This is a genomic window from Kosakonia sp. CFBP8986, assembly GCF_034044935.1.
Classification (GTDB): Bacteria; Pseudomonadota; Gammaproteobacteria; order Enterobacterales; family Enterobacteriaceae; genus Kosakonia; species Kosakonia cowanii.
Map to the genome: position 1 here is coordinate 21560 of NZ_JAXCXB010000001.1, position 19307 is coordinate 40866.

The 19307-nt window shown below is 53.6% G+C and carries 21 protein-coding genes; 1 reads left to right on the forward strand and 20 read right to left on the reverse strand.

What is annotated here, in order from left to right:
• Positions 1-60 precede the first annotated feature (60 nt).
• From rpoB to fkpA, 16 genes are all read right to left on the reverse strand, one after another.
• A complete protein-coding gene (gene rpoB / locus SOM48_RS00105; RefSeq protein WP_023479402.1) occupies positions 61-4089 on the reverse strand; it encodes a DNA-directed RNA polymerase subunit beta in 4029 nt (1342 codons plus the stop codon).
• Between the two features lie 321 nt (positions 4090-4410).
• Complete coding sequence (gene rplL, locus SOM48_RS00110) at positions 4411-4779, reverse strand: 50S ribosomal protein L7/L12 (RefSeq protein ID WP_023479395.1); 369 nt, start codon at positions 4777-4779, stop codon at positions 4411-4413.
• Positions 4780-4845: 66 nt separating this feature from the next.
• On the reverse strand, positions 4846-5343 hold the full coding sequence (rplJ, locus tag SOM48_RS00115; RefSeq protein WP_007704673.1) for a 50S ribosomal protein L10: 498 nt from the start codon (positions 5341-5343) through the stop codon (positions 4846-4848).
• Between the two features lie 298 nt (positions 5344-5641).
• Positions 5642-6346: a 50S ribosomal protein L1 gene (rplA, locus tag SOM48_RS00120; protein ID WP_023479399.1), complete on the reverse strand. Its 705-nt coding sequence runs from the start codon at positions 6344-6346 to the stop codon at positions 5642-5644.
• 3 nt (positions 6347-6349) lie between these two features.
• On the reverse strand, positions 6350-6778 hold the full coding sequence (gene rplK, locus SOM48_RS00125) for a 50S ribosomal protein L11 (RefSeq protein ID WP_054804427.1): 429 nt from the start codon (positions 6776-6778) through the stop codon (positions 6350-6352).
• Positions 6779-6919: 141 nt separating this feature from the next.
• Positions 6920-7465 (reverse strand): transcription termination/antitermination protein NusG, encoded by a 546-nt coding sequence (gene nusG, locus SOM48_RS00130; RefSeq protein ID WP_006816549.1) that lies wholly within the window; start codon positions 7463-7465, stop codon positions 6920-6922.
• A gap of 1 nt (position 7466) precedes the next feature.
• The gene (gene secE, locus SOM48_RS00135; RefSeq protein ID WP_003033128.1) at positions 7467-7850 is read right to left on the reverse strand and encodes a preprotein translocase subunit SecE; all 384 of its coding nucleotides are present in this window, start codon (positions 7848-7850) and stop codon (positions 7467-7469) included.
• A 228-nt stretch (positions 7851-8078) separates the two neighbouring features.
• Entirely contained in the window at positions 8079-9263 is a 1185-nt protein-coding gene (tuf, locus tag SOM48_RS00140) for an elongation factor Tu (RefSeq protein ID WP_076768836.1), read from the reverse strand.
• 70 nt (positions 9264-9333) lie between these two features.
• Positions 9334-11448, reverse strand: a complete 2115-nt coding sequence (fusA, locus tag SOM48_RS00145; protein WP_023481958.1) for an elongation factor G — start codon at positions 11446-11448, stop codon at positions 9334-9336.
• A 100-nt stretch (positions 11449-11548) separates the two neighbouring features.
• Positions 11549-12019 carry a 30S ribosomal protein S7 gene (gene rpsG, locus SOM48_RS00150; protein WP_007369802.1) on the reverse strand — a complete coding sequence of 157 codons (471 nt, stop codon included), beginning with the start codon at positions 12017-12019 and terminating at the stop codon, positions 11549-11551.
• Between the two features lie 96 nt (positions 12020-12115).
• Positions 12116-12490: a 30S ribosomal protein S12 gene (rpsL, locus tag SOM48_RS00155; protein ID WP_003023654.1), complete on the reverse strand. Its 375-nt coding sequence runs from the start codon at positions 12488-12490 to the stop codon at positions 12116-12118.
• A 125-nt stretch (positions 12491-12615) separates the two neighbouring features.
• Positions 12616-12903 carry a sulfurtransferase complex subunit TusB gene (tusB, locus tag SOM48_RS00160; RefSeq protein ID WP_042717852.1) on the reverse strand — a complete coding sequence of 96 codons (288 nt, stop codon included), beginning with the start codon at positions 12901-12903 and terminating at the stop codon, positions 12616-12618.
• Between the two features lie 7 nt (positions 12904-12910).
• Positions 12911-13270: a sulfurtransferase complex subunit TusC gene (tusC, locus tag SOM48_RS00165; protein ID WP_289747239.1), complete on the reverse strand. Its 360-nt coding sequence runs from the start codon at positions 13268-13270 to the stop codon at positions 12911-12913.
• A complete protein-coding gene (tusD, locus tag SOM48_RS00170) occupies positions 13270-13656 on the reverse strand; it encodes a sulfurtransferase complex subunit TusD (RefSeq protein WP_042717855.1) in 387 nt (128 codons plus the stop codon). The genes tusC and tusD overlap by 1 nt, the downstream gene beginning before the upstream one ends.
• Positions 13656-14378, reverse strand: coding sequence for a helix-turn-helix transcriptional regulator (locus SOM48_RS00175; protein WP_023482043.1), 723 nt, complete (start codon positions 14376-14378; stop codon positions 13656-13658). The genes tusD and SOM48_RS00175 overlap by 1 nt, the downstream gene beginning before the upstream one ends.
• 158 nt (positions 14379-14536) lie before the next feature.
• Positions 14537-15385: an FKBP-type peptidyl-prolyl cis-trans isomerase gene (gene fkpA / locus SOM48_RS00180; RefSeq protein ID WP_076769406.1), complete on the reverse strand. Its 849-nt coding sequence runs from the start codon at positions 15383-15385 to the stop codon at positions 14537-14539.
• A gap of 229 nt (positions 15386-15614) precedes the next feature.
• On the opposite strand from fkpA, the gene SOM48_RS00185 reads away from it, so the two are divergent.
• Positions 15615-15833 carry a protein SlyX gene (locus tag SOM48_RS00185; protein ID WP_023482131.1) on the forward strand — a complete coding sequence of 73 codons (219 nt, stop codon included), beginning with the start codon at positions 15615-15617 and terminating at the stop codon, positions 15831-15833.
• Between the two features lie 110 nt (positions 15834-15943).
• Here the strand turns inward: SOM48_RS00185 and slyD are convergent, their stop codons facing one another.
• The 4 genes from slyD to kefG form a co-directional block, all read right to left on the reverse strand.
• Positions 15944-16543: a peptidylprolyl isomerase gene (gene slyD / locus SOM48_RS00190; RefSeq protein WP_094422334.1), complete on the reverse strand. Its 600-nt coding sequence runs from the start codon at positions 16541-16543 to the stop codon at positions 15944-15946.
• Between the two features lie 94 nt (positions 16544-16637).
• The gene (locus SOM48_RS00195) at positions 16638-16838 is read right to left on the reverse strand and encodes a YheV family putative zinc ribbon protein (protein WP_023482007.1); all 201 of its coding nucleotides are present in this window, start codon (positions 16836-16838) and stop codon (positions 16638-16640) included.
• 10 nt (positions 16839-16848) lie between these two features.
• Entirely contained in the window at positions 16849-18654 is a 1806-nt protein-coding gene (kefB, locus tag SOM48_RS00200; protein WP_054804337.1) for a glutathione-regulated potassium-efflux system protein KefB, read from the reverse strand.
• Entirely contained in the window at positions 18654-19205 is a 552-nt protein-coding gene (gene kefG / locus SOM48_RS00205) for a glutathione-regulated potassium-efflux system ancillary protein KefG (RefSeq protein WP_023482071.1), read from the reverse strand. The genes kefB and kefG overlap by 1 nt, the downstream gene beginning before the upstream one ends.
• Positions 19206-19307 lie beyond the last annotated feature (102 nt).

Consider the following 19307-nt stretch of genomic DNA (forward strand, 5'->3'; position numbering starts at 1 on the left):
GAGTTAGCACAATCTGGTGCCGGGTGTTACCCCGGCACCAGTGACCTGTTTGAGCGAGAGTTACTCGTCTTCCAGCTCGATGTTGATACCCAGCGAACGAATCTCTTTCAACAGTACGTTGAAGGACTCTGGCATCCCCGGTTCCATCTGATGGTTGCCGTCCACGATGTTCTTATACATCTTGGTACGACCATTCACGTCATCAGACTTAACGGTGAGCATTTCCTGCAGGGTGTATGCCGCGCCATATGCTTCCAGCGCCCACACTTCCATCTCCCCGAAGCGCTGACCACCGAACTGCGCCTTACCACCCAGCGGCTGCTGAGTAACCAGGCTGTAGGAACCGGTGGAACGCGCATGCATTTTGTCATCAACCAGGTGGTTCAGTTTCAGCATGTACATGTAGCCAACGGTAACCTGGCGCTCGAACTGCTCACCGGTACGACCGTCGAACAGTGTGATCTGACCGGAAGTCGGCAGGCCACCCAGCTGTAACAGTTCCTTGATTTCAGACTCTTTCGCACCGTCGAAGACCGGCGTTGCGATCGGCATGCCTTTACGCAGGTTTTCAGCCAGACGCAGCACTTCGTCATCGCTGAAGGTGCTCAGGTCGACTTTCTGACGAACGTCAGCGCCCAGATCGTATGCACGCTGGATGAACTCGCGCAGTTTCGCGACTTCCTGCTGCTGTTTCAGCATGGCGTTAATCTTGTCGCCAATACCTTTCGCAGCCATACCCAGGTGGGTTTCAAGAATCTGACCGATGTTCATACGAGACGGTACGCCCAGCGGGTTCAGTACGATGTCTACCGGCGTGCCGTTTTCATCGTATGGCATATCTTCGATCGGGTTGATCTTGGAGATAACACCCTTGTTACCGTGACGACCTGCCATCTTATCACCAGGCTGGATCTGACGTTTAACGGCCAGATAAACCTTAACAATCTTCAGCACGCCCGGTGCCAGATCGTCGCCCTGAGTAATCTTACGGCGTTTCGCTTCGAGTTTTTTCTCGAACTCGTGTTTCAGTTCGTCGTACTGCTCAGCCAGCTGTTCCAGCTGATTCTGTTTCGCTTCGTCGGTCAGGCCGAGTTCCAGCCAGCGGTCGCGCGGCAGTTTGTCGAGCTTCTCAGCTTCAACGCCACCGGATACCAGCACGGAGTGGATACGGCTGAACAGGCCAGCTTCGAGGATCTGCAGTTCTTCAGACAGGTCTTTCTTCGCCTGTTTGAGCTGCATCTCTTCGATTTCCAGCGCACGTTTGTCTTTTTCCACGCCATCGCGGGTGAAGACCTGAACGTCGATAACCGTACCGGAAACACCGTTTGGTACGCGCAGAGAAGAGTCTTTAACGTCAGACGCTTTCTCACCGAAGATCGCGCGCAGCAGTTTCTCTTCTGGCGTCAGCTGGGTTTCACCTTTCGGCGTTACCTTACCAACCAGAATGTCGCCGCCGGTCACTTCTGCACCGATGTAAACGATACCGGATTCATCCAGTTTGGAGAGCGCAGCTTCACCCACGTTCGGGATATCAGCGGTGATCTCTTCCGGCCCCAGTTTGGTGTCACGGGACACACAAGCCAGTTCCTGGATGTGAATAGTGGTGAAACGATCTTCCTGAACCACACGCTCGGAGACAAGGATGGAGTCTTCGAAGTTGTAACCGTTCCACGGCATGAACGCTACGCGCATGTTCTGACCGAGCGCCAGTTCACCGAGGTCGGTGGACGGACCGTCTGCCAGCACGTCGCCGCGCTCAATCGGCTCACCCAGGTAAACACACGGCATCTGGTTGATGCAGGTGTTCTGGTTAGAACGGGTGTATTTGGTCAGGTTATAGATGTCGATACCTGCTTCGCCCGGGTACATCTCGTCTTCGTTAACTTTGATAACGATACGGGAAGCATCCACGTACTGAACGGTACCGCCACGTTTCGCAACGGCAGTTACGCCGGAGTCAACGGCAACAGCACGTTCCATACCGGTACCAACCAGCGGCTTATCAGCGCGCAGAGTCGGAACCGCCTGACGTTGCATGTTCGCACCCATCAATGCACGGTTGGCGTCATCGTGTTCCAGGAACGGAATCAGGGATGCACCGACGGAAACCACCTGCTGGGTGGATACGTCCATGTAGTCAACCTGGTCTGCGCTGAAGAGGCTTGATTCGCCTTTGCTGCGGCACGTTACCAGATCTTCTGCAAAACGCCCTTCTTCCGTCAGGTTGGTGTTCGCCTGAGCGATAACGTAGTTACCCTCTTCAATTGCAGAGAGGTAATGGATCTCGTCAGTCACCACGCCGTCAGTCACTTTACGGTACGGCGTTTCGAGGAAGCCGTATTCGTTAGTCTGTGCATAGACGGACAGGGAGTTAATCAGACCGATGTTCGGACCTTCAGGCGTTTCGATTGGACATACGCGACCGTAGTGAGTCGGGTGTACGTCTCGAACTTCAAAGCCTGCGCGCTCACGGGTCAGACCGCCCGGGCCAAGTGCAGAGATACGACGTTTGTGCGTAATCTCAGACAGCGGGTTGTTCTGATCCATAAACTGGGAGAGTTGGCTGGAGCCGAAGAACTCTTTCACCGCCGCCGAAATCGGCTTGGCGTTGATCATGTCCTGCGGCATCAGAGTATCCAGATCGCCCAGAGAGAGACGCTCTTTCACCGCACGTTCTACACGCACCAGGCCAACGCGGAATTGGTTTTCCGCCATTTCGCCTACGGAACGGATACGACGGTTGCCGAGGTGGTCGATATCATCTACTTCACCGATGCCGTTACGGATACCGATGAGCTTCTTCATCACTTCGATGATGTCGTCGTTGCTCAGGATACCGGAACCTTCAATGCTGTCGCGCAGCAGAGAACGGTTGAACTTCATGCGGCCTACCGCAGAAAGATCGTAGCGGTCTTCGGAGAAGAACAGGTTTTCGAAGAGGCTTTCAGCCGCTTCGCGAGTCGGCGGCTCACCCGGGCGCATCATGCGGTAGATTTCTACCAGCGCGCTCAGACGATCGTTAGTTGGGTCGACGCGTACGGTTTCAGAGATGTACGGGCCGTGATCCAGATCGTTGGTGAACAGCGTTTCGATACGTTTGTGACCGGCCTGGCTCAGTTTAGCCAGCAGATCGAGCGACAGCTCCATGTTAGCCGGGCAGATCAGCTCGCCAGTGGATTCGTCAACGTAGTCTTTCGCCGCAACTTTACCTGCGATGTACTCAACCGGCACTTCGATATGTTGGATTTCGTCTTTTTCCAGCTGACGAATGTGGCGCGCGGTGATGCGGCGGCCTTTCTCAACATACATTTTGCCGTTAGCTTCGATATCGAAGGAGGCGGTTTCGCCACGCAGGCGTTCCGGTACCAGTTCCATCTGCAGCTTGTTGTCGCGGATCTCAAAGACCACTTTTTCAAAGAACAGGTCAAGGATCTGTTCAGTGGTGTAGTTCAGCGCGCGCAGAATGATGGTTGCCGGCAGCTTACGACGACGGTCGATACGAACGAACAGGTTGTCTTTCGGATCGAACTCAAAGTCCAGCCATGACCCACGGTAAGGAATGATACGTGCGTTATAGAGCACCTTACCGGAAGAGTGGGTTTTACCCTTGTCGCTGTCAAAGAAGACGCCCGGGCTACGGTGCAGCTGAGAAACGATAACACGCTCAGTACCGTTGATAACAAAGGTACCGTTGTCGGTCATGAGCGGAATTTCGCCCATGTAGACTTCTTGTTCTTTAATGTCTTTTACGGTGCCTTCCGGCGCTTCGCGCTCGTAGATCACCAGACGCAGTTTTACGCGCAGCGGGGCGGAGTACGTCACACCACGGATTTGACACTCTTTGACGTCAAATACGGGTTCGCCAAGACGGTAGCTGACGTATTGCAGTTCCGAATTGCCGCTGTAGCTCTTGATCGGGAACACGGAGCGGAATGCCGCTTCGAGCCCGTACTGGCCTTCAGGATCTTGCTCGATGAACTTCTGGAACGAGTCAAGCTGGATAGAAAGGAGATAGGGAACATCCAGTACTTGTGGACGTTTACCAAAATCCTTACGAATACGTTTTTTCTCGGTATAGGAGTAAACCATAGGGTTCCTCAGCTCGCTGACAAGTCGACCCATCTGCCCAGGGAAAGGACAGTTTGTGCAACACTATTTTTTTGACCGGAAAGTGGAGCACTTTCCGCAATGCTTGTTGCTATCACGCTTAAATCATTTCATTGCGATTTACACAGCGCCGAGCGACTGTCGCAGTATATTAAGTCGTCGATAGAAACAAGCATTGAAAAGGCAACAGGTAGTCAAACAGTGTGAAACACTACCAGCGCCTTCTACAGCGCAAAAAGGCTGGTGACCAAAAAGTCACCAGCCATCAGCCTGATTTCTCAGGCTGCAACCGGAAGGGTTGGCTTATTTAACTTCAACTTCAGCGCCAGCTTCTTCCAGAGATTTTTTCAGAGCTTCAGCGTCATCTTTGCTCACGCCTTCTTTCAGAGCGGCCGGAGCAGATTCTACCAGGTCTTTAGCTTCTTTCAGACCCAGGCCAGTTGCGCCACGTACTGCTTTGATAACAGCAACTTTGTTAGCGCCAACAGCTTTCAGAATAACGTCGAATTCAGTTTTCTCTTCAGCAGCTTCAGCAGCCGGGCCAGCAGCAACAGCTACAGCGGCAGCAGCAGAAACACCGAATTTTTCTTCCATTGCAGAGATCAGTTCAACAACGTCCATTACGGACATAGCGGAAACTGCTTCAATGATTTGATCTTTAGTGATAGACATTTAAATTGTTCCTGAATATCAGAATAAGTTTATACGTAAGCGAATGCGTTATAGAGAAAACTGCGATTAAGCAGCTTCTTTCGCATCGCGTACAGCAGCCAGAGTACGAACCAGTTTGCCAGCAGAGGCTTCTTTCATGGTTGCCATCAGGCGTGCAATTGCTTCTTCGTAGGTCGGCAGGGTTGCCAGGCGATCGATCTGGGACGCCGGGATCAACTCACCTTCAAAGGCAGCGGCTTTGACCTCAAATTTTGCATTCGCTTTCGCGAAATCTTTGAACAGACGAGCAGCAGCGCCCGGGTGTTCCATAGAATATGCAATCAGGGTCGGACCAACGAACGCGTCTTTCAGGCACTCGAACTGAGTACCTTCAACAACACGGCGCAGCAGGGTGTTGCGAACAACACGCATGTAAACGCCGGCTTCGCGACCTGCTTTACGCAGTTCGGTCATTTTATCTACGGTAACGCCACGGGAATCCGCAACAACCGCAGACAGCGCGCCTTTGGCTACTTCGCTGACTTCAGCAACAATCGCTTGTTTGTCTTGAAGATTTAAAGCCATTAGCTTTGCTCCTGGATGTTTGCCAGGGCTCATGCCCTGGAACTCACTTCACTCTTTTCAACGAAAAGAGCGTCTTAATACGGTGAGCAGAAACAAGCCAAAGAGTACTTAAAAAATATTCTTCAGGTTCTGTCACCGTCTACGCAGGGAATTAAGTCTCTTGCGAAACACCTGCGGTCTTCGACGGAGGCCTGGATAGGCCAGGCTCCAACGAACAAATCTGTTTGTTTGCTAGCTTACGCGAGCAAAACGTGGGGGAAGATTGTAGACAAATCCGCCACCCACGTAAAGGCGAATATTAGTTCGCCGCTGCGTTCAGACCAGCCTGGTCTACCGCAACACCAGCACCCATGGTGGTGGAGATGCTAACTTTCTTGATGTACACGCCTTTCGCCTGAGACGGTTTTGCTTTTTTCAGCGCAACCAGCAGAGACTCCAGGTTTTCTTTCAGTTTGTCAGCGTCAAAGTCCACTTTACCGATGGTGGTGTGGATGATGCCGTTTTTGTCGTTACGGTAACGAACCTGACCCGCTTTAGCGTTCTTAACCGCTTCAGCAACGTTCGGCGTTACAGTACCAACTTTCGGGTTCGGCATCAGGCCGCGCGGACCCAGAACCTGGCCCAGCTGGCCAACAACGCGCATTGCATCCGGAGAAGCAATAACAACGTCAAAGTTCATTTCGCCTTTCTTGATCTGGTCAGCCAGATCTTCCATACCTACCAGCTCAGCGCCAGCTGCTTTAGCAGCTTCAGCGTTCGGGCCCTGGGCAAATACGGCTACGCGAACAGAACGGCCAGTACCGTGCGGCAGTACAGTTGCACCACGTACGTTCTGGTCAGATTTACGTGCGTCGATGCCGAGGTTAACGGCAACGTCTACGCTTTCTACGAATTTAGCAGTGGCCAGCTCTTTCAGCAGAGCAATGGCTTCGTTGATGTCGTACTGTTTGGTCGCATCAACTTTGTCACGGATCACGCGCATACGCTTGGTCAGTTTAGCCATTTCTTAATCCTCCACTACCAGGCCCATGGAACGCGCAGTACCTTCGATTGAGCGAGTCATCGCTTCAATGTCAGAACCGGTCATGTCCGCGGCTTTAGTCTGAGCGATTTCCTGCAGCTGAGCGCGGGAGATGGTGCCCACTTTGTCTTTGTTCGGCTTGCCGGAACCAGACTTGATACCAGCCGCTTTCTTCAGCAGAACTGCTGCCGGAGGCGTTTTGGTAATGAAAGTGAAAGAACGGTCAGCGTAAACGGTAATAACAACCGGAATCGGCAGACCTTTTTCCATGGATTCTGTTTTTGCGTTGAACGCTTTGCAGAATTCCATGATGTTAACACCCTGCTGACCCAGAGCCGGACCAACCGGTGGGCTCGGGTTTGCCATGCCAGCTGCAACCTGCAGCTTGACGTAGGCCTGGACTTTCTTAGCCATTGAAATTTCCTCGTTTGGGTATAGCGCCCCGAAAGGCTCCCCGTGGTTAAAACTGTTTTACCGGTTCAGAACCCGTAAAAACAAAAGGCGCGAAATTGTATGTCAATTTCGCGCCCTGTGCAACGTTTGATCGCCGAATATTTAGGCTTTTTCGACCTGGCTAAAGTCCAGCTCTACCGGGGTCGCACGACCGAAGATAGAAACGGAAACTTTCAGGCGGGACTTCTCGTAGTCCACCTCTTCAACCACACCGTTAAAGTCGGCAAACGGACCATCGCTAACGCGGACCATTTCACCCGGCTCGAACAGCGTTTTCGGACGCGGCTTATCACCAACCTGCTGCAGGCGGTTCATGATCGCATCCACTTCTTTGTCGCTAATCGGCGCCGGACGATCGGAGGTGCCACCGATGAAGCCCATTACGCGCGGAACGCTGCGCACCAGGTGCCAGCTGGCGTCGTTCATTACCATCTGGACAAGTACGTAGCCCGGGAAGAATTTGCGTTCGCTTTTGCGACGCTGGCCGCCACGGATTTCGACCACTTCTTCGGTCGGCACCATAACTTCGCCAAACAACTCTTCCATGTTGTGTAATTTGATATGCTCGCGCAGCGACGTTGCTACGCGGCCTTCAAAACCGGAAAACGCCTGAACGACGTACCAGCGCTTTTTAGGAGCTTCAGACATCTCAGAACCTCAGGCCAGTGATAAAGGAAACCAGGCGGACCAGAATACCATCCAGCCCCCACAGGATCAGTGACATAACTGCGGTGACCGCAGCCACAATCAACGTGGTGTGCAATGTTTCCTGACGAGTGGGCCAAATCACTTTACGTACTTCGGTTCTCGCTTCACGGGCAAAAGCAACGGTCGCTTTTCCCTTCGTCGTCAACAGCGCGACACCACCTGCTGCAGCAATCAGAATTACAACTGCCAGCGCGCGGAGCGGCAGCATCATGTCACGATAAAGATAGTTGCCAACGATAGCCACGAGCAGCAGTACTGCAACAACAACCCACTTCATCGCTTCCAGGCCGCGCCCGCTCCCTTGAGCTTCGGTATTCGCACTCATAAACCAACCTGTCACAAGAATTCAGACAAACATTTTTGCCCCGCATAAGCGAGGCAACCAAACCGAAATGCTCTGGCGAGTTTCGGACTCACGCCCTCTTCAGAGCCTGTCTCAGCAATGATTATGGACAAAAAAATCACTGATGAGCCAGGTTCTGGGTCGAAAGCGTACAAAAAGGGCATCAAATGATGCCCTTTTCTTGCGCATTGCGTCAAATGTTATCAGCGATTAGCTGAGAACTTTTGCTACAACGCCCGCGCCAACGGTACGGCCGCCTTCACGGATTGCGAAACGCAGACCATCGTCCATCGCAATCGGGTGAATCAGGGTAACAACCATTTTGATGTTGTCGCCCGGCATTACCATCTCAACACCTTCCGGCAGTTCGATGGTGCCAGTCACGTCAGTTGTACGGAAGTAGAACTGCGGACGGTAGCCTTTGAAGAACGGAGTGTGACGACCGCCTTCATCTTTGGACAGGATGTACACTTCAGATTCGAATTTGGTGTGCGGCTTGATGGAACCCGGCTTAGCCAGTACCTGACCACGTTCGATTTCTTCACGTTTGATACCACGCAGCAGAACACCAACGTTCTCACCAGCACGGCCTTCGTCCAGCAGTTTGCGGAACATTTCAACGCCGGTACAGGTAGATTTCGCGGTGTCTTTGATACCAACGATTTCAACTTCTTCACCAACCTTGATGATACCGCGCTCTACACGACCGGTAACAACGGTACCACGACCGGAGATGGAGAATACGTCTTCGATCGGCAGCAGGAACGGCTTGTCAATCGCGCGCTCTGGTTCCGGGATGTAGGAATCCAGGTAGCCAGCCAGCTCGATGATTTTCTCTTCCCACTCAGCTTCGCCTTCCAGCGCTTTCAGCGCGGAACCGCGAACGATCGGGGTGTCGTCGCCCGGGAAGTCGTACTGAGACAGCAGCTCACGCACTTCCATCTCAACCAGTTCCAGCAGCTCTTCGTCATCAACCATGTCACATTTGTTCAGGAACACGATGATGAACGGAACGCCTACCTGACGACCCAGCAGGATGTGCTCACGGGTCTGCGGCATCGGGCCGTCAGTCGCAGCAACAACCAGGATCGCGCCGTCCATCTGCGCAGCACCGGTGATCATGTTTTTAACATAGTCGGCGTGGCCCGGGCAGTCTACGTGCGCGTAGTGGCGAGTCGGGGTGTCATATTCAACGTGAGAGGTGTTGATGGTGATACCACGAGCTTTTTCTTCCGGCGCGTTATCGATCTGGTCGAATGCGCGAGCAGCACCGCCGTAGGTCTTAGCCAGTACGGTAGTGATTGCAGCGGTCAGAGTAGTTTTACCATGGTCAACGTGGCCGATTGTGCCGACGTTGACGTGCGGTTTTGTACGTTCAAATTTTTCTTTAGACACGGCTTTATTCCTTACTATAGTGCTCTCCCTCAATGGAGAGAGCACGGGACTTTGGTTTTAACCCTGCGGCTTATTTACCACGGGCTTCAATTACGGCCTGAGCAACGTTGTTCGGCGCATCATCATACTTCAGGAATTCCATGGTATACGATGCACGACCTTTGGTCAGAGAACGCAGCTGAGTTGCATATCCGAACATTTCAGACAGCGGAACTTCAGCGTGGATCTTAACGCCAGTAACTTCAGATTCCTGACCGCGCAGCATGCCGCGACGACGGCTCAAGTCACCGATAACGTCACCGGTGTTCTCTTCCGGAGTCTCTACTTCAACCTTCATGATCGGCTCAAGCAGAACTGGTTTCGCTTTCTTAAAGCCATCTTTAAAGGCAATAGACGCAGCCAGTTTAAACGCCAGTTCAGAGGAGTCAACGTCGTGGTAAGAACCGAAGTGCAGACGCACACCCAGGTCAACTACCGGGTAACCAGCCAACGGACCAGACTTCAGCTGCTCCTGGATGCCTTTATCAACGGCAGGGATGTATTCGCCAGGAATTACACCACCTTTGATGTCGTTGATGAACTCGTAACCTTTCGGGTTAGAGCCCGGCTCCAGCGGGTACATGTCGATAACAACATGACCGTACTGACCGCGACCACCAGACTGCTTAGCGTGTTTACCTTCGATATCGGTAACTTTCGCGCGAATCGCTTCGCGGTAAGCAACCTGAGGTTTACCCACGTTAGCTTCAACGTTGAACTCACGCTTCATACGGTCAACGATGATGTCGAGGTGCAGTTCGCCCATACCAGCGATGATGGTCTGGTTAGATTCTTCGTCAGTCCATACGCGGAAAGACGGGTCTTCTTTAGCCAGACGGCCCAGAGCCAGACCCATTTTTTCCTGGTCAGCTTTGGTTTTCGGTTCTACAGCGATGGAGATTACCGGCTCCGGGAATTCCATACGCTCCAGAATGATCGGGTTGTCCGGATCACACAGGGTGTCACCGGTGATCACGTCTTTCAGACCGATCGCTGCAGCGATATCGCCCGCGCGAACTTCTTTGATCTCTTCACGTTTGTTAGCGTGCATCTGAACGATACGACCGAAACGCTCACGTGCAGATTTCACGGAGTTCAGTACGGTATCACCAGAGTTAACCACACCGGAGTAAACGCGGAAGAAGGTCAGGTTACCAACGAACGGGTCAGTTGCGATTTTGAACGCCAGTGCAGAGAACGGCTCTTCGTCGCTTGCGTGACGCTCAGCCGGGGTATCTTTACCATCGTCCAGCATACCGTTGATCGCAGGAACGTCAGTCGGGGACGGCAGGTAATCAATTACCGCATCCAGCATCGCCTGAACGCCTTTGTTCTTAAACGCAGAACCACAGGTTACCAGGATGATTTCGTTGTTCAGAACACGCTGACGAAGAGCAGTTTTGATCTCTTCTTCAGTCAGGTCTTCACCACCCAGGTATTTCTCCATCAGCTCTTCTGAAGCTTCCGCCGCAGATTCGATCAGGTTCTGGTGCCATTCGTCAGCCAGGTCCTGCATCTCAGCCGGGATATCTTCGTAAACGAAGGTAACGCCCTGGTCAGCATCGTTCCAGTTGATCGCTTTCATTTTCACCAGGTCAACAACACCGGTGAAACCTTCTTCAGCGCCAATTGCCAGCTGCAGCGGAACCGGGTTCGCGCCCAGACGGGTTTTGATCTGATCAACAACTTTCAGGAAGTTAGCGCCCATGCGGTCCATTTTGTTAACGAACGCGATGCGCGGAACTTTATATTTGTTAGCCTGACGCCATACGGTTTCAGACTGTGGCTGAACACCACCAACGGCACAGTAAACCATTACCGCACCATCCAGTACACGCATGGAACGTTCTACTTCGATGGTGAAGTCAACGTGCCCCGGGGTGTCGATGATGTTTACGCGATGCGGTTCATACTGCTTCGCCATACCAGACCAGAATGCAGTAGTCGCTGCAGAGGTGATGGTGATACCACGCTCCTGCTCCTGCTCCATCCAGTCCATGGTTGCGGCGCCGTCGTGAACTTCACCGATTTTGTGGTTTACACCGGTGTAGAACAGAATACGTTCGGTAGTGGTGGTTTTACCGGCGTCGATGTGCGCACTGATACCAATGTTGCGGTAGCGTGCGATGGGTGTTGTACGAGCCATTTGATTCCTCGTTTGTGTCTTTTAGGCGTTCAGAATTAAGTTGCCAAACGGCGGGCGACTTACTTGAAGCGCCCGCCAGTTGACTAGAACTCCGAAGGGATTACCAACGGTAGTGTGCGAACGCCTTGTTGGCTTCGGCCATACGGTGAACGTCTTCACGTTTCTTAACTGCAGTACCTTTGTTGTCTGCAGCATCGGAAAGTTCGTTCGCCAGGCGCAGAGCCATGGATTTATCACCGCGTTTACGAGCAGCTTCAACGATCCAACGCATTGCCAGAGCATTACGACGAACCGGACGAACTTCAACCGGAACCTGATAAGTAGAACCACCAACGCGGCGAGACTTAACTTCGACAGTCGGGCGCACGTTTTCGAGAGCTACTTCGAAAGCTTCCAGTTCATTTTTACCAGAGCGCTGAGCCAGGGTCTCCAGCGCGCTGTATACGATTGCTTCTGCAGTAGATTTTTTACCGTCTACCATCAGGATATTTACAAATTTAGCCAGCAGTTCTGATCCGAACTTAGGATCCGGCAGAATTTTACGCTGACCAATAACACGACGACGTGGCATGGAAATACTCCGTTGTTAATTCAGGATTGTCCAAAACTCTAAGAGTTTAGTGTGACATTAAGTTAAAACAGTTTGGCCTTACTTAACGGAGAACCATTAAGCCTTAGGACGTTTCACGCCGTACTTGGAGCGAGATTGCTTACGGTCTTTAACACCAGAGCAGTCAAGCGCGCCACGAACGGTATGGTAACGAACACCCGGGAGGTCTTTAACACGACCGCCACGGATCAGGATCACGGAGTGCTCCTGCAGGTTGTGACCTTCACCACCAATGTAGGAAGTCACTTCGAAACCGTTGGTTAAACGAACACGGCAAACTTTACGCAGTGCGGAGTTCGGTTTTTTAGGGGTGGTGGTATATACACGAGTACATACGCCACGTTTTTGCGGGCATGCTTCCAGCGCCGGCACGTTGCTTTTCGCAACTTTGCGGGCGCGTGGTTTGCGTACCAGCTGGTTAACTGTTGCCATTAAATAGCTCCTGGTTTTAGCTTTTGCTTCGTAAACACGTAATAAAACGGCCTCATATAATATGAGGACGCAGAATTTTATGGCTGTGCTTAAAAGGTGTCAAGAAATATACAGCGATCCCTGCATTACCAATTCAGCTGAACGGCGTTTTTCACCGCCAGGCTAACGAAATCAGTATAGCTAACGCTGACGGCACTGCTCGAAATTTGAGCAGAGAGACCACGCGCGTCAACATCGTCTTTCAGCACATGAAGAGTTATGGGGGCATTAAGCAGTAATTCAACGAACGGCGAACCGTTAAGGGCGGCCAGCACACCGTCAGAGAGCAGTAACAGATCGTCACCGGGGCGCAGGACGCGCAGCAGCGCCGTCATATCGCAGTGCCAGGGTGAGCGGGATAGAGTCAGCAGCATAAAGGCCTCAAAAATTGAGCACGACGGTGTACTGCTCAAGCTGCTCACGCAGCGCGTCCGGCTCCAGACGCTGAGCAGGTAAGACAAACGCCGCATGCTCGTCCAGACCCCTTTCACGCAGAGAAGCGGCGCAGAGCCAGACCTCTTCAACATCGTACAGCGGCAATACTTTAAAAGTCGCGATATAGTCGCGCGCCAGGATCTTGCCAGGCTGCTGGTTTGCCAACAGTTGCAGCACGCCATCGCCGATAAAAAAGAGGCCAATCTCTTCTGTTAACGCGGAGGTGGCCAGTACCGCGTCCAGCCCTTCACGTCCGGCGGAGGAGCCGTGCGGTGCAGAGGAGAAAACAAAGGCGATTCGCTTCATCAGAACTGTACCACTCTGTCACAGGTCAGCGCCGCTTCCGCCAGCGCGCCCAGACCGGTAAGTGAAAACCCCGCCTGCAGATTAGCGCCCGTTAACTCCAGCCGTGCGGCCTCGCTCTCATCAACCACGCCACGGCGCAGCGCCGCGGCCACGCAGATGTGCAACTCAACCTGCTGCTCAGCATGCAAACGCTGCCAGGCGCGCACAAGATCAAACTCGTCGCTGGCGGGCGCAGTCAACGCGTTCGCGTTACTTACACCTTCCCGGTAGAAAAAAACGCTCGCGAGCGTATGTCCCGCTTCCAGTAGGGCAAGCGCGAATTGATACGCGCTGCTTGCCTGCTGCGTGCCATAGGCCGGGCCGGTCACCATCAACGCAAAACGCATTAATGCCCTTGCCCCGAGAAATCGCCGCTTTTGAACTGGCGAATGTAGAGGTAGACCGTGTGCTTGGAGATATTCAGGCGGTCGGCCACCTGGTTAATGGCGTCTTTGATATCAAAGATGCCCTTCTCGTAGAGGTTCAGGACGATCTGGCGATTTTTGGCGTTGTTAGAGACGTTGCGGTCGGCGTTCACCTCTTCAATGGTGAACTCGAGAGTTTGCATCACCAGGTCTTCAACAGACGAGGCGAAGTTAACCGAGGAGCCAACATCCGGCGTTTCCGGCGGAACAAAGGTACTCATGATCTGCGAGAAGGGCACATCCAGATTCATGTTGATGCAGAGCAGACCAATTACCCGGTGATCGCGGTTGCGGATAGCAATCGTCACCGACTTCATCAGTACGCCGCTTTTCGCACGAGTGAAGTAGCACTTCGACACGCTGCTGTCGGCACCGGTCATATCGTGCAGCATACGCAGCGCGAGATCGGTAATCGGCGAGCCGATTTTACGCCCGGTGTGCTCGCCGTTAGCGATGCGGATGGCCGAGCATTTGAGATCCTGTAAGGAGTGCAACACGATTTCGCAGTGCGAACCAATGAGCATCGCTAACCCGTCCACTACCGCTTCGTAGGATTTGAGGATATCGAAGTCGGTCTGATCGAAAGGACGTTGATCCAGGAGATCAAGCTCACTGGTTTCGTTGGTTAATAGCGACCTGGACATGAAAAAAAACACTCCTTTTCAGGAGCCTGTCGTTAAGTTTTCAGGGCAGGCTCAGTATTTGCAGGGGGATATAAATTAATACATCGTAGGTTATGCTTTCCAGAATTATATCCGCGATGCAAAAAAAACGCCGCTCTGAGGCGGCGCGTTTCACACTTTTACTTCTTCGCAGCGGGTGCGTCTTTTGCATCATCCGCTTTATCGCCTGCGGCTGGAGCCGCTTCCGGCGCTGCAGCGTCCGCTTTCGGTGCCGGTTTGATATCCAGCAGCTCAACGTCGAACACCAGCGTGGAGTTTGCCGGAATACCCGGTACGCCGGTTTTACCGTAAGCCAGCGCCGGCGGGATCACCAGCTTGATTTTGCCGCCTTTCTTGATGTTTTTCAGGCCTTCGGTCCAGCCCGGGATTACGCCGTCAAGACGGAAGGAGAGCGGTTCGCCACGGGTGTAAGAGTTGTCGAACTCTTTACCGTCAATCAGCGTACCTTTGTAGTTTACAACCACAGTGTCGCTATCTTTCGGCGCATCGCCGGTACCCGCTTTGTCTACTTTGTAGAGCAGGCCGGTGCTGGAGGTTTTCACGCCCTTCTCTTTTGCGAAGGCGTCACGGAAGGCTTTGCCTTTGGTTTCGTTTTCAGTCGCGTCTTTTTCCATGCGATCCTGAGCGGCAGTTTTCACGCGAGTTTCAAACGCCTGCAGAGTCTGCTCGATCTCCTGGTCACTCAGCTTGCTCTTATCAGCAAAAGCGTCCTGAACGCCGGCAATCAGCTGGTCTTTATCCAGTTTGATGCCCAGCTTTTCCTGCTCTTTCAGGGAGTTTTCCATGTAACGGCCCAGTGAGGCGCCCAGCGCGTAAGCTGATTTCTGGTCGTCGTTTTTGAATGCCGATTTGCTGTCAGTTGCAGCAGTTTTGTCTTTGGTTGCGGCATCAGCAGCTAAGGTGAGCGGTGCATGAAGGGCTACAGCCATGGTGGTCGCCAGCAGCGTGACTTTAAACAGTGATTTCATCCATTTCTCCAGGGACCGGGGCATCTCGCCCCAGGGTTAAACATAAAGTAAGAAGCGTACTATAAAGTGTTGCGGCGGAAATCAACATAAGGACTCTGCCCGAATTCACCCGATCTGTGACTATTTTTGTTTAAATAAGTTTCTGCATGAAGGCTGTACCTTCGCGCAAAGTTAAGTAAAATCCGCCCGATTACCCCAATCGACCCGGATATTACCCGGAGGTGAAAAGATGCAAGAGTTATCGATAGAAGCGCGACTGGCTGAACTGGAGAGTCGACTGGCTTTTCAGGAGATGACCATTGAAGAGCTAAACCAGACGGTGGTGGCTCATGAGCTGGAAATGGCGAAGCTGCGCGAACATCTGCGTTTGCTGGTGGAGAAAGTGAAAGCCAGCCAGCCTTCACATCTGGCGTCCCCGTCGGAAGAGACACCCCCGCCCCATTATTAAGACGTAAAAAAAGCGGGTTTCCCCGCTTTTTGTGCCCGGTCGGCTGACGCTTACCGGGCTTCTCGATACCTTAGCCAACGCACCTGCGGCGCGAAAGACGACGGGTATGATTAATGGCAGCCGCAACCGCCGTTACCGCAACCACCTTTACCACCGTGATCGTGACCATGGTCGTGGTCGTGATCGTGGCCGTGACCGCCGCAGCAGCCGTCGTGACCGTGGTCGTGGTCATGATCGTGACCATGCGGGCCATGAACGTGGCCGTGCGCCAACTCTTCTTCAGTTGCTTCACGAATCGCGACAACTTCGACGTTGAACTTCAGGTTCTGACCCGCCAGCATGTGGTTACCATCAACCACTACGTGGTCATCTTCCACTTCGGTGATCTCAACCGGCACCGGGCCCTGGTCAGTTTCAGCCAGGAAGCGCATGCCAACCTGCAGTTCGTCAACGCCCATGAAGACGTCTTTCGGAACGCGCTGCACCAGGTTCTCGTCGTACTGACCGTAAGCGTCGTTCGCGCCAACAGCCACATCGAATTTGTCGCCGACTTCATGACCGTCCAGCGCGTTTTCCAGACCGGAGATCAGGGAGCCGTGACCGTGCAGGTAGTCCAGCGGTGCACTCACCGGAGACTCATCAACCAATACACCGTCTTCTGTACGTACCTGATAGGCCAGGCTGACCACCAGGTCTTTTGCTACTTTCATGATATCTCCTGAGCGTGGGAAAATTACTGGCGCAGATTGTAACGGAATTCTGCACCCGTGTACCCTTAAGCTTAAAAAATCCTGCCTGATATCGCTAGTCCGGATGAAAAATCCCGATAACTTGCTCATCTTTGCGAACATGATCGCGCGCTTCTTTATCCGCTTCGCGCATCTGATGCCCGCACTTAACACACTCAACAATATCGACGTTATTTTCGCGCCACATCGCCATTGAGTCTTTCGCCTGGCACGACGGACAGGTCGCGCCAGCAATAAAACGTTTACGAACAGCCATTCGACTCCCCTTATTCAAACTCATCCCAGCCGTCGAGTTGACGCCGCTCTTGCTGCATCTCACGCTGGAAAATTTCTTCCAGCTCGCGGCGCGCTTCACGTACGCGGGAAATTTGTACCGTATCGGTATGCACCGGCATCAGCTCACGCAGCATGCGCATATCGAGCCGTCTGAAGTGCAACTGCGCTCGCTGCGCCTGATGCGGATGCATACCCAGAGAAATCAGCGCTTTACGACCCAGTTCCAGCGCACTGGAGAAGGTTTCGCGCGAGAACTGCGTCACGCCCGCCTGCAACAGTTCATGCGCTTCGACACGTCCCCGCGCCCGCGCCAGAATCGCCAGGTGGGGAAAGTGCTGCTGGCAAAGCTCCACCAGCTTCATGGTATCGACCGGATCGTTACAGGTAATGACGATCGATTGTGCGGCCTCCGCACCTGCCGAACGCAGCAACTCAAGCTGCGTCGCATCACCGTAATAGACTTTGTAGCCATATTTACGCATCAGGTTCACGGCGCTGATATCGCGCTCCAGCACAGTGATGCGCATTTCGTTCGCCATCAGCAAACGGCCAATCACCTGCCCGAAGCGACCAAAGCCGACGACAATCACCTGCGGCTTATCATCATCAACCCACGGCGCTTCATCTTCATCCTCCGGCTTGTTGAAGCGCCGGGAGAGCAGCTTATCAATGGCGCGCATCAGCAGCGGCGTGGTCATCATCGACAGCGTGACGGTCACCAGCAGCAATGCCATCTGATCGTCTTTAAACAGCCGCTGCGATGAGGCGGTGGAGAAGAGCACAAAAGCAAACTCGCCGCCCTGGCTCAACACCCCGGCAAACTGCATCCGCTCCGAGCTACGCAGACCGTAAATGCGCGCCAGCCCGTACAGCACCAGCGATTTTACGGCCACCAGCACCGCAACGCTCATCACGACCCACAATAGATGGGTATAGAGCACGCCGAGGTTCAGCGCCATGCCGACCGAAATAAAGAACAGCCCCAGCAGCAGCCCTTTAAACGGCTCAATGGCAATCTCAAGCTCGTGGCGGTATTCGCTCTCCGCCAGCAGAATGCCGGCGATAAAGGTGCCCAGCGCCATCGACAGGCCGAGGGCATCCATAAACAGCGCCGACCCGAGCACCAGCAGCAGCGTCGCGGCGGTAAAGACCTCGCGTACGCCGGAAGCGGCGATAAAACGAAACACCGGGCGCAGCAGGTAACGCCCGCCAATCAGCATCCCGGCAAAGGCCAGCACCTTCATGCCCACCTTCATCCAGTCAAGATGATCGTCGCCATTGCCCGCCAACAGCGGCACCAGCGCCAGCGCCGGGATCACGGCCAGATCCTGGAACAGCAGCACCGAAAAACCGAGCTGGCCGGACTCGCTGCGATTCATCCCTTTATCGCGCATCAGTTGCAACGCCATCGCGGTAGAGGACATCGCAAGACCAATACCGCCAATTAACGCCGCCTGCCAGGAGAATTGCGTCAGCATCAGCAGGCCTGCGAGGATCGCCGCACTTAACAGCACCTGGGCTGCACCGACACCAAAAATAGAGCGACGCAGCTCCCACAATTTCGAGGGGTTAAGTTCGAGCCCAATGATGAACATCAGGAACACCACGCCCAGCTCTGAGAAGTGGAGGATCTCATCAACATCGCTGATAAACCCGAGTCCCCATGGGCCAATGGCGATACCCGCCAATAGGTAGCCGAGCACGGCGCCAATCCCTAAACGTGCGGCCAGCGGCACAGCGACTACCGCCGCGAAGAGGAATAGCACGCCGGCCAGTAAGAGTGCGGAACCTTCCATTAACGGCCTCCCGGCGGCAGCGGCGAAGCCAGCCAGTCACCGTAGGCTTTGGCGTGGTGCGCCAGCTCCTGCGGCGTCTGCCGACGTGCCCAGTAGATGATAATTGGGCTGAGCCAGTGCATGCGACACATCGCGGCGGTCAACTCAAAGGGGCGTAAAACATCGTTGAGGGAGTAGCGGTTGAGACCATCATGGCGATAAGCCGCCTCCGGCTCACCGGTGGTGATCACGCTACGCCAGTACTTTCCCGCCAGTTCATTCCCGCCTGCTCCGCTGGCAAAGCCGCGGCTCAACACACGATCAAGCCACTCTTTCAGCAGTGCCGGACAACTGTAGGTATAAAGGGGATGTTGAAAAACGATAACGTCATGCTCGCGCAATAACGCCTGTTCATAGGGAATATCAATAAAAAAATCGGGGTAACGGGCGTAAAGATCGTGCACCGTTACATTCTCCAGTTGCGTGGCCGGCTTAAGCAAAACCCGGTTCGCCACCGAGTCCTGTGATTCCGGATGGGCATAGATCAGCAACACTTTTGCTGCCTGCGACATCACTCCCCTCCCGGGTATAAATTCTCTCTTCTCTGCAAACCAGCGCCCTGCGGCGTGGCCAGAATGCTTTTGTCTATCGTCTTCATTTTGGGCTAACATTGC

Bases quoted from the DNA above. Each gene is read 5' to 3' on its own strand.
- fkpA (WP_076769406.1), bottom strand. From the start codon at position 15,385: ATGAAATCACTGTTTAAAGTCACGCTGCTGGCGACCACCATGGCTGTA.
- rpsL (WP_003023654.1), bottom strand. From the start codon at position 12,490: ATGGCAACAGTTAACCAGCTGGTACGCAAACCACGCGCCCGCAAAGTT.
- rplK (WP_054804427.1), bottom strand. From the start codon at position 6,778: ATGGCTAAGAAAGTCCAGGCCTACGTCAAGCTGCAGGTTGCAGCTGGC.
- tusD (WP_042717855.1), bottom strand. From the start codon at position 13,656: ATGCGTTTTGCGTTGATGGTGACCGGCCCGGCCTATGGCACGCAGCAG.
- SOM48_RS00175 (WP_023482043.1), bottom strand. From the start codon at position 14,378: ATGTCCAGGTCGCTATTAACCAACGAAACCAGTGAGCTTGATCTCCTG.
- rplL (WP_023479395.1), bottom strand. From the start codon at position 4,779: ATGTCTATCACTAAAGATCAAATCATTGAAGCAGTTTCCGCTATGTCC.
- kefG (WP_023482071.1), bottom strand. From the start codon at position 19,205: ATGTCGCAGGCAGCAAAAGTGTTGCTGATCTATGCCCATCCGGAATCA.
- SOM48_RS00195 (WP_023482007.1), bottom strand. From the start codon at position 16,838: ATGGCTGTTCGTAAACGTTTTATTGCTGGCGCGACCTGTCCGTCGTGC.
- kefB (WP_054804337.1), bottom strand. From the start codon at position 18,654: ATGGAAGGTTCCGCACTCTTACTGGCCGGCGTGCTATTCCTCTTCGCG.
- slyD (WP_094422334.1), bottom strand. From the start codon at position 16,543: ATGAAAGTAGCAAAAGACCTGGTGGTCAGCCTGGCCTATCAGGTACGT.
- rplA (WP_023479399.1), bottom strand. From the start codon at position 6,346: ATGGCTAAACTGACCAAGCGTATGCGCGTGATCCGTGACAAAGTTGAT.
- SOM48_RS00185 (WP_023482131.1), top strand. From the start codon at position 15,615: ATGCAAGAGTTATCGATAGAAGCGCGACTGGCTGAACTGGAGAGTCGA.
- tusB (WP_042717852.1), bottom strand. From the start codon at position 12,903: ATGCTGCTGACTCTATCCCGCTCACCCTGGCACTGCGATATGACGGCG.
- rpsG (WP_007369802.1), bottom strand. From the start codon at position 12,019: ATGCCACGTCGTCGTGTTATTGGTCAGCGTAAAATTCTGCCGGATCCT.
- rpoB (WP_023479402.1), bottom strand. From the start codon at position 4,089: ATGGTTTACTCCTATACCGAGAAAAAACGTATTCGTAAGGATTTTGGT.
- fusA (WP_023481958.1), bottom strand. From the start codon at position 11,448: ATGGCTCGTACAACACCCATCGCACGCTACCGCAACATTGGTATCAGT.
- rplJ (WP_007704673.1), bottom strand. From the start codon at position 5,343: ATGGCTTTAAATCTTCAAGACAAACAAGCGATTGTTGCTGAAGTCAGC.
- nusG (WP_006816549.1), bottom strand. From the start codon at position 7,465: ATGTCTGAAGCTCCTAAAAAGCGCTGGTACGTCGTTCAGGCGTTTTCC.
- secE (WP_003033128.1), bottom strand. From the start codon at position 7,850: ATGAGTGCGAATACCGAAGCTCAAGGGAGCGGGCGCGGCCTGGAAGCG.
- tusC (WP_289747239.1), bottom strand. From the start codon at position 13,270: ATGAAGCGAATCGCCTTTGTTTTCTCCTCTGCACCGCACGGCTCCTCC.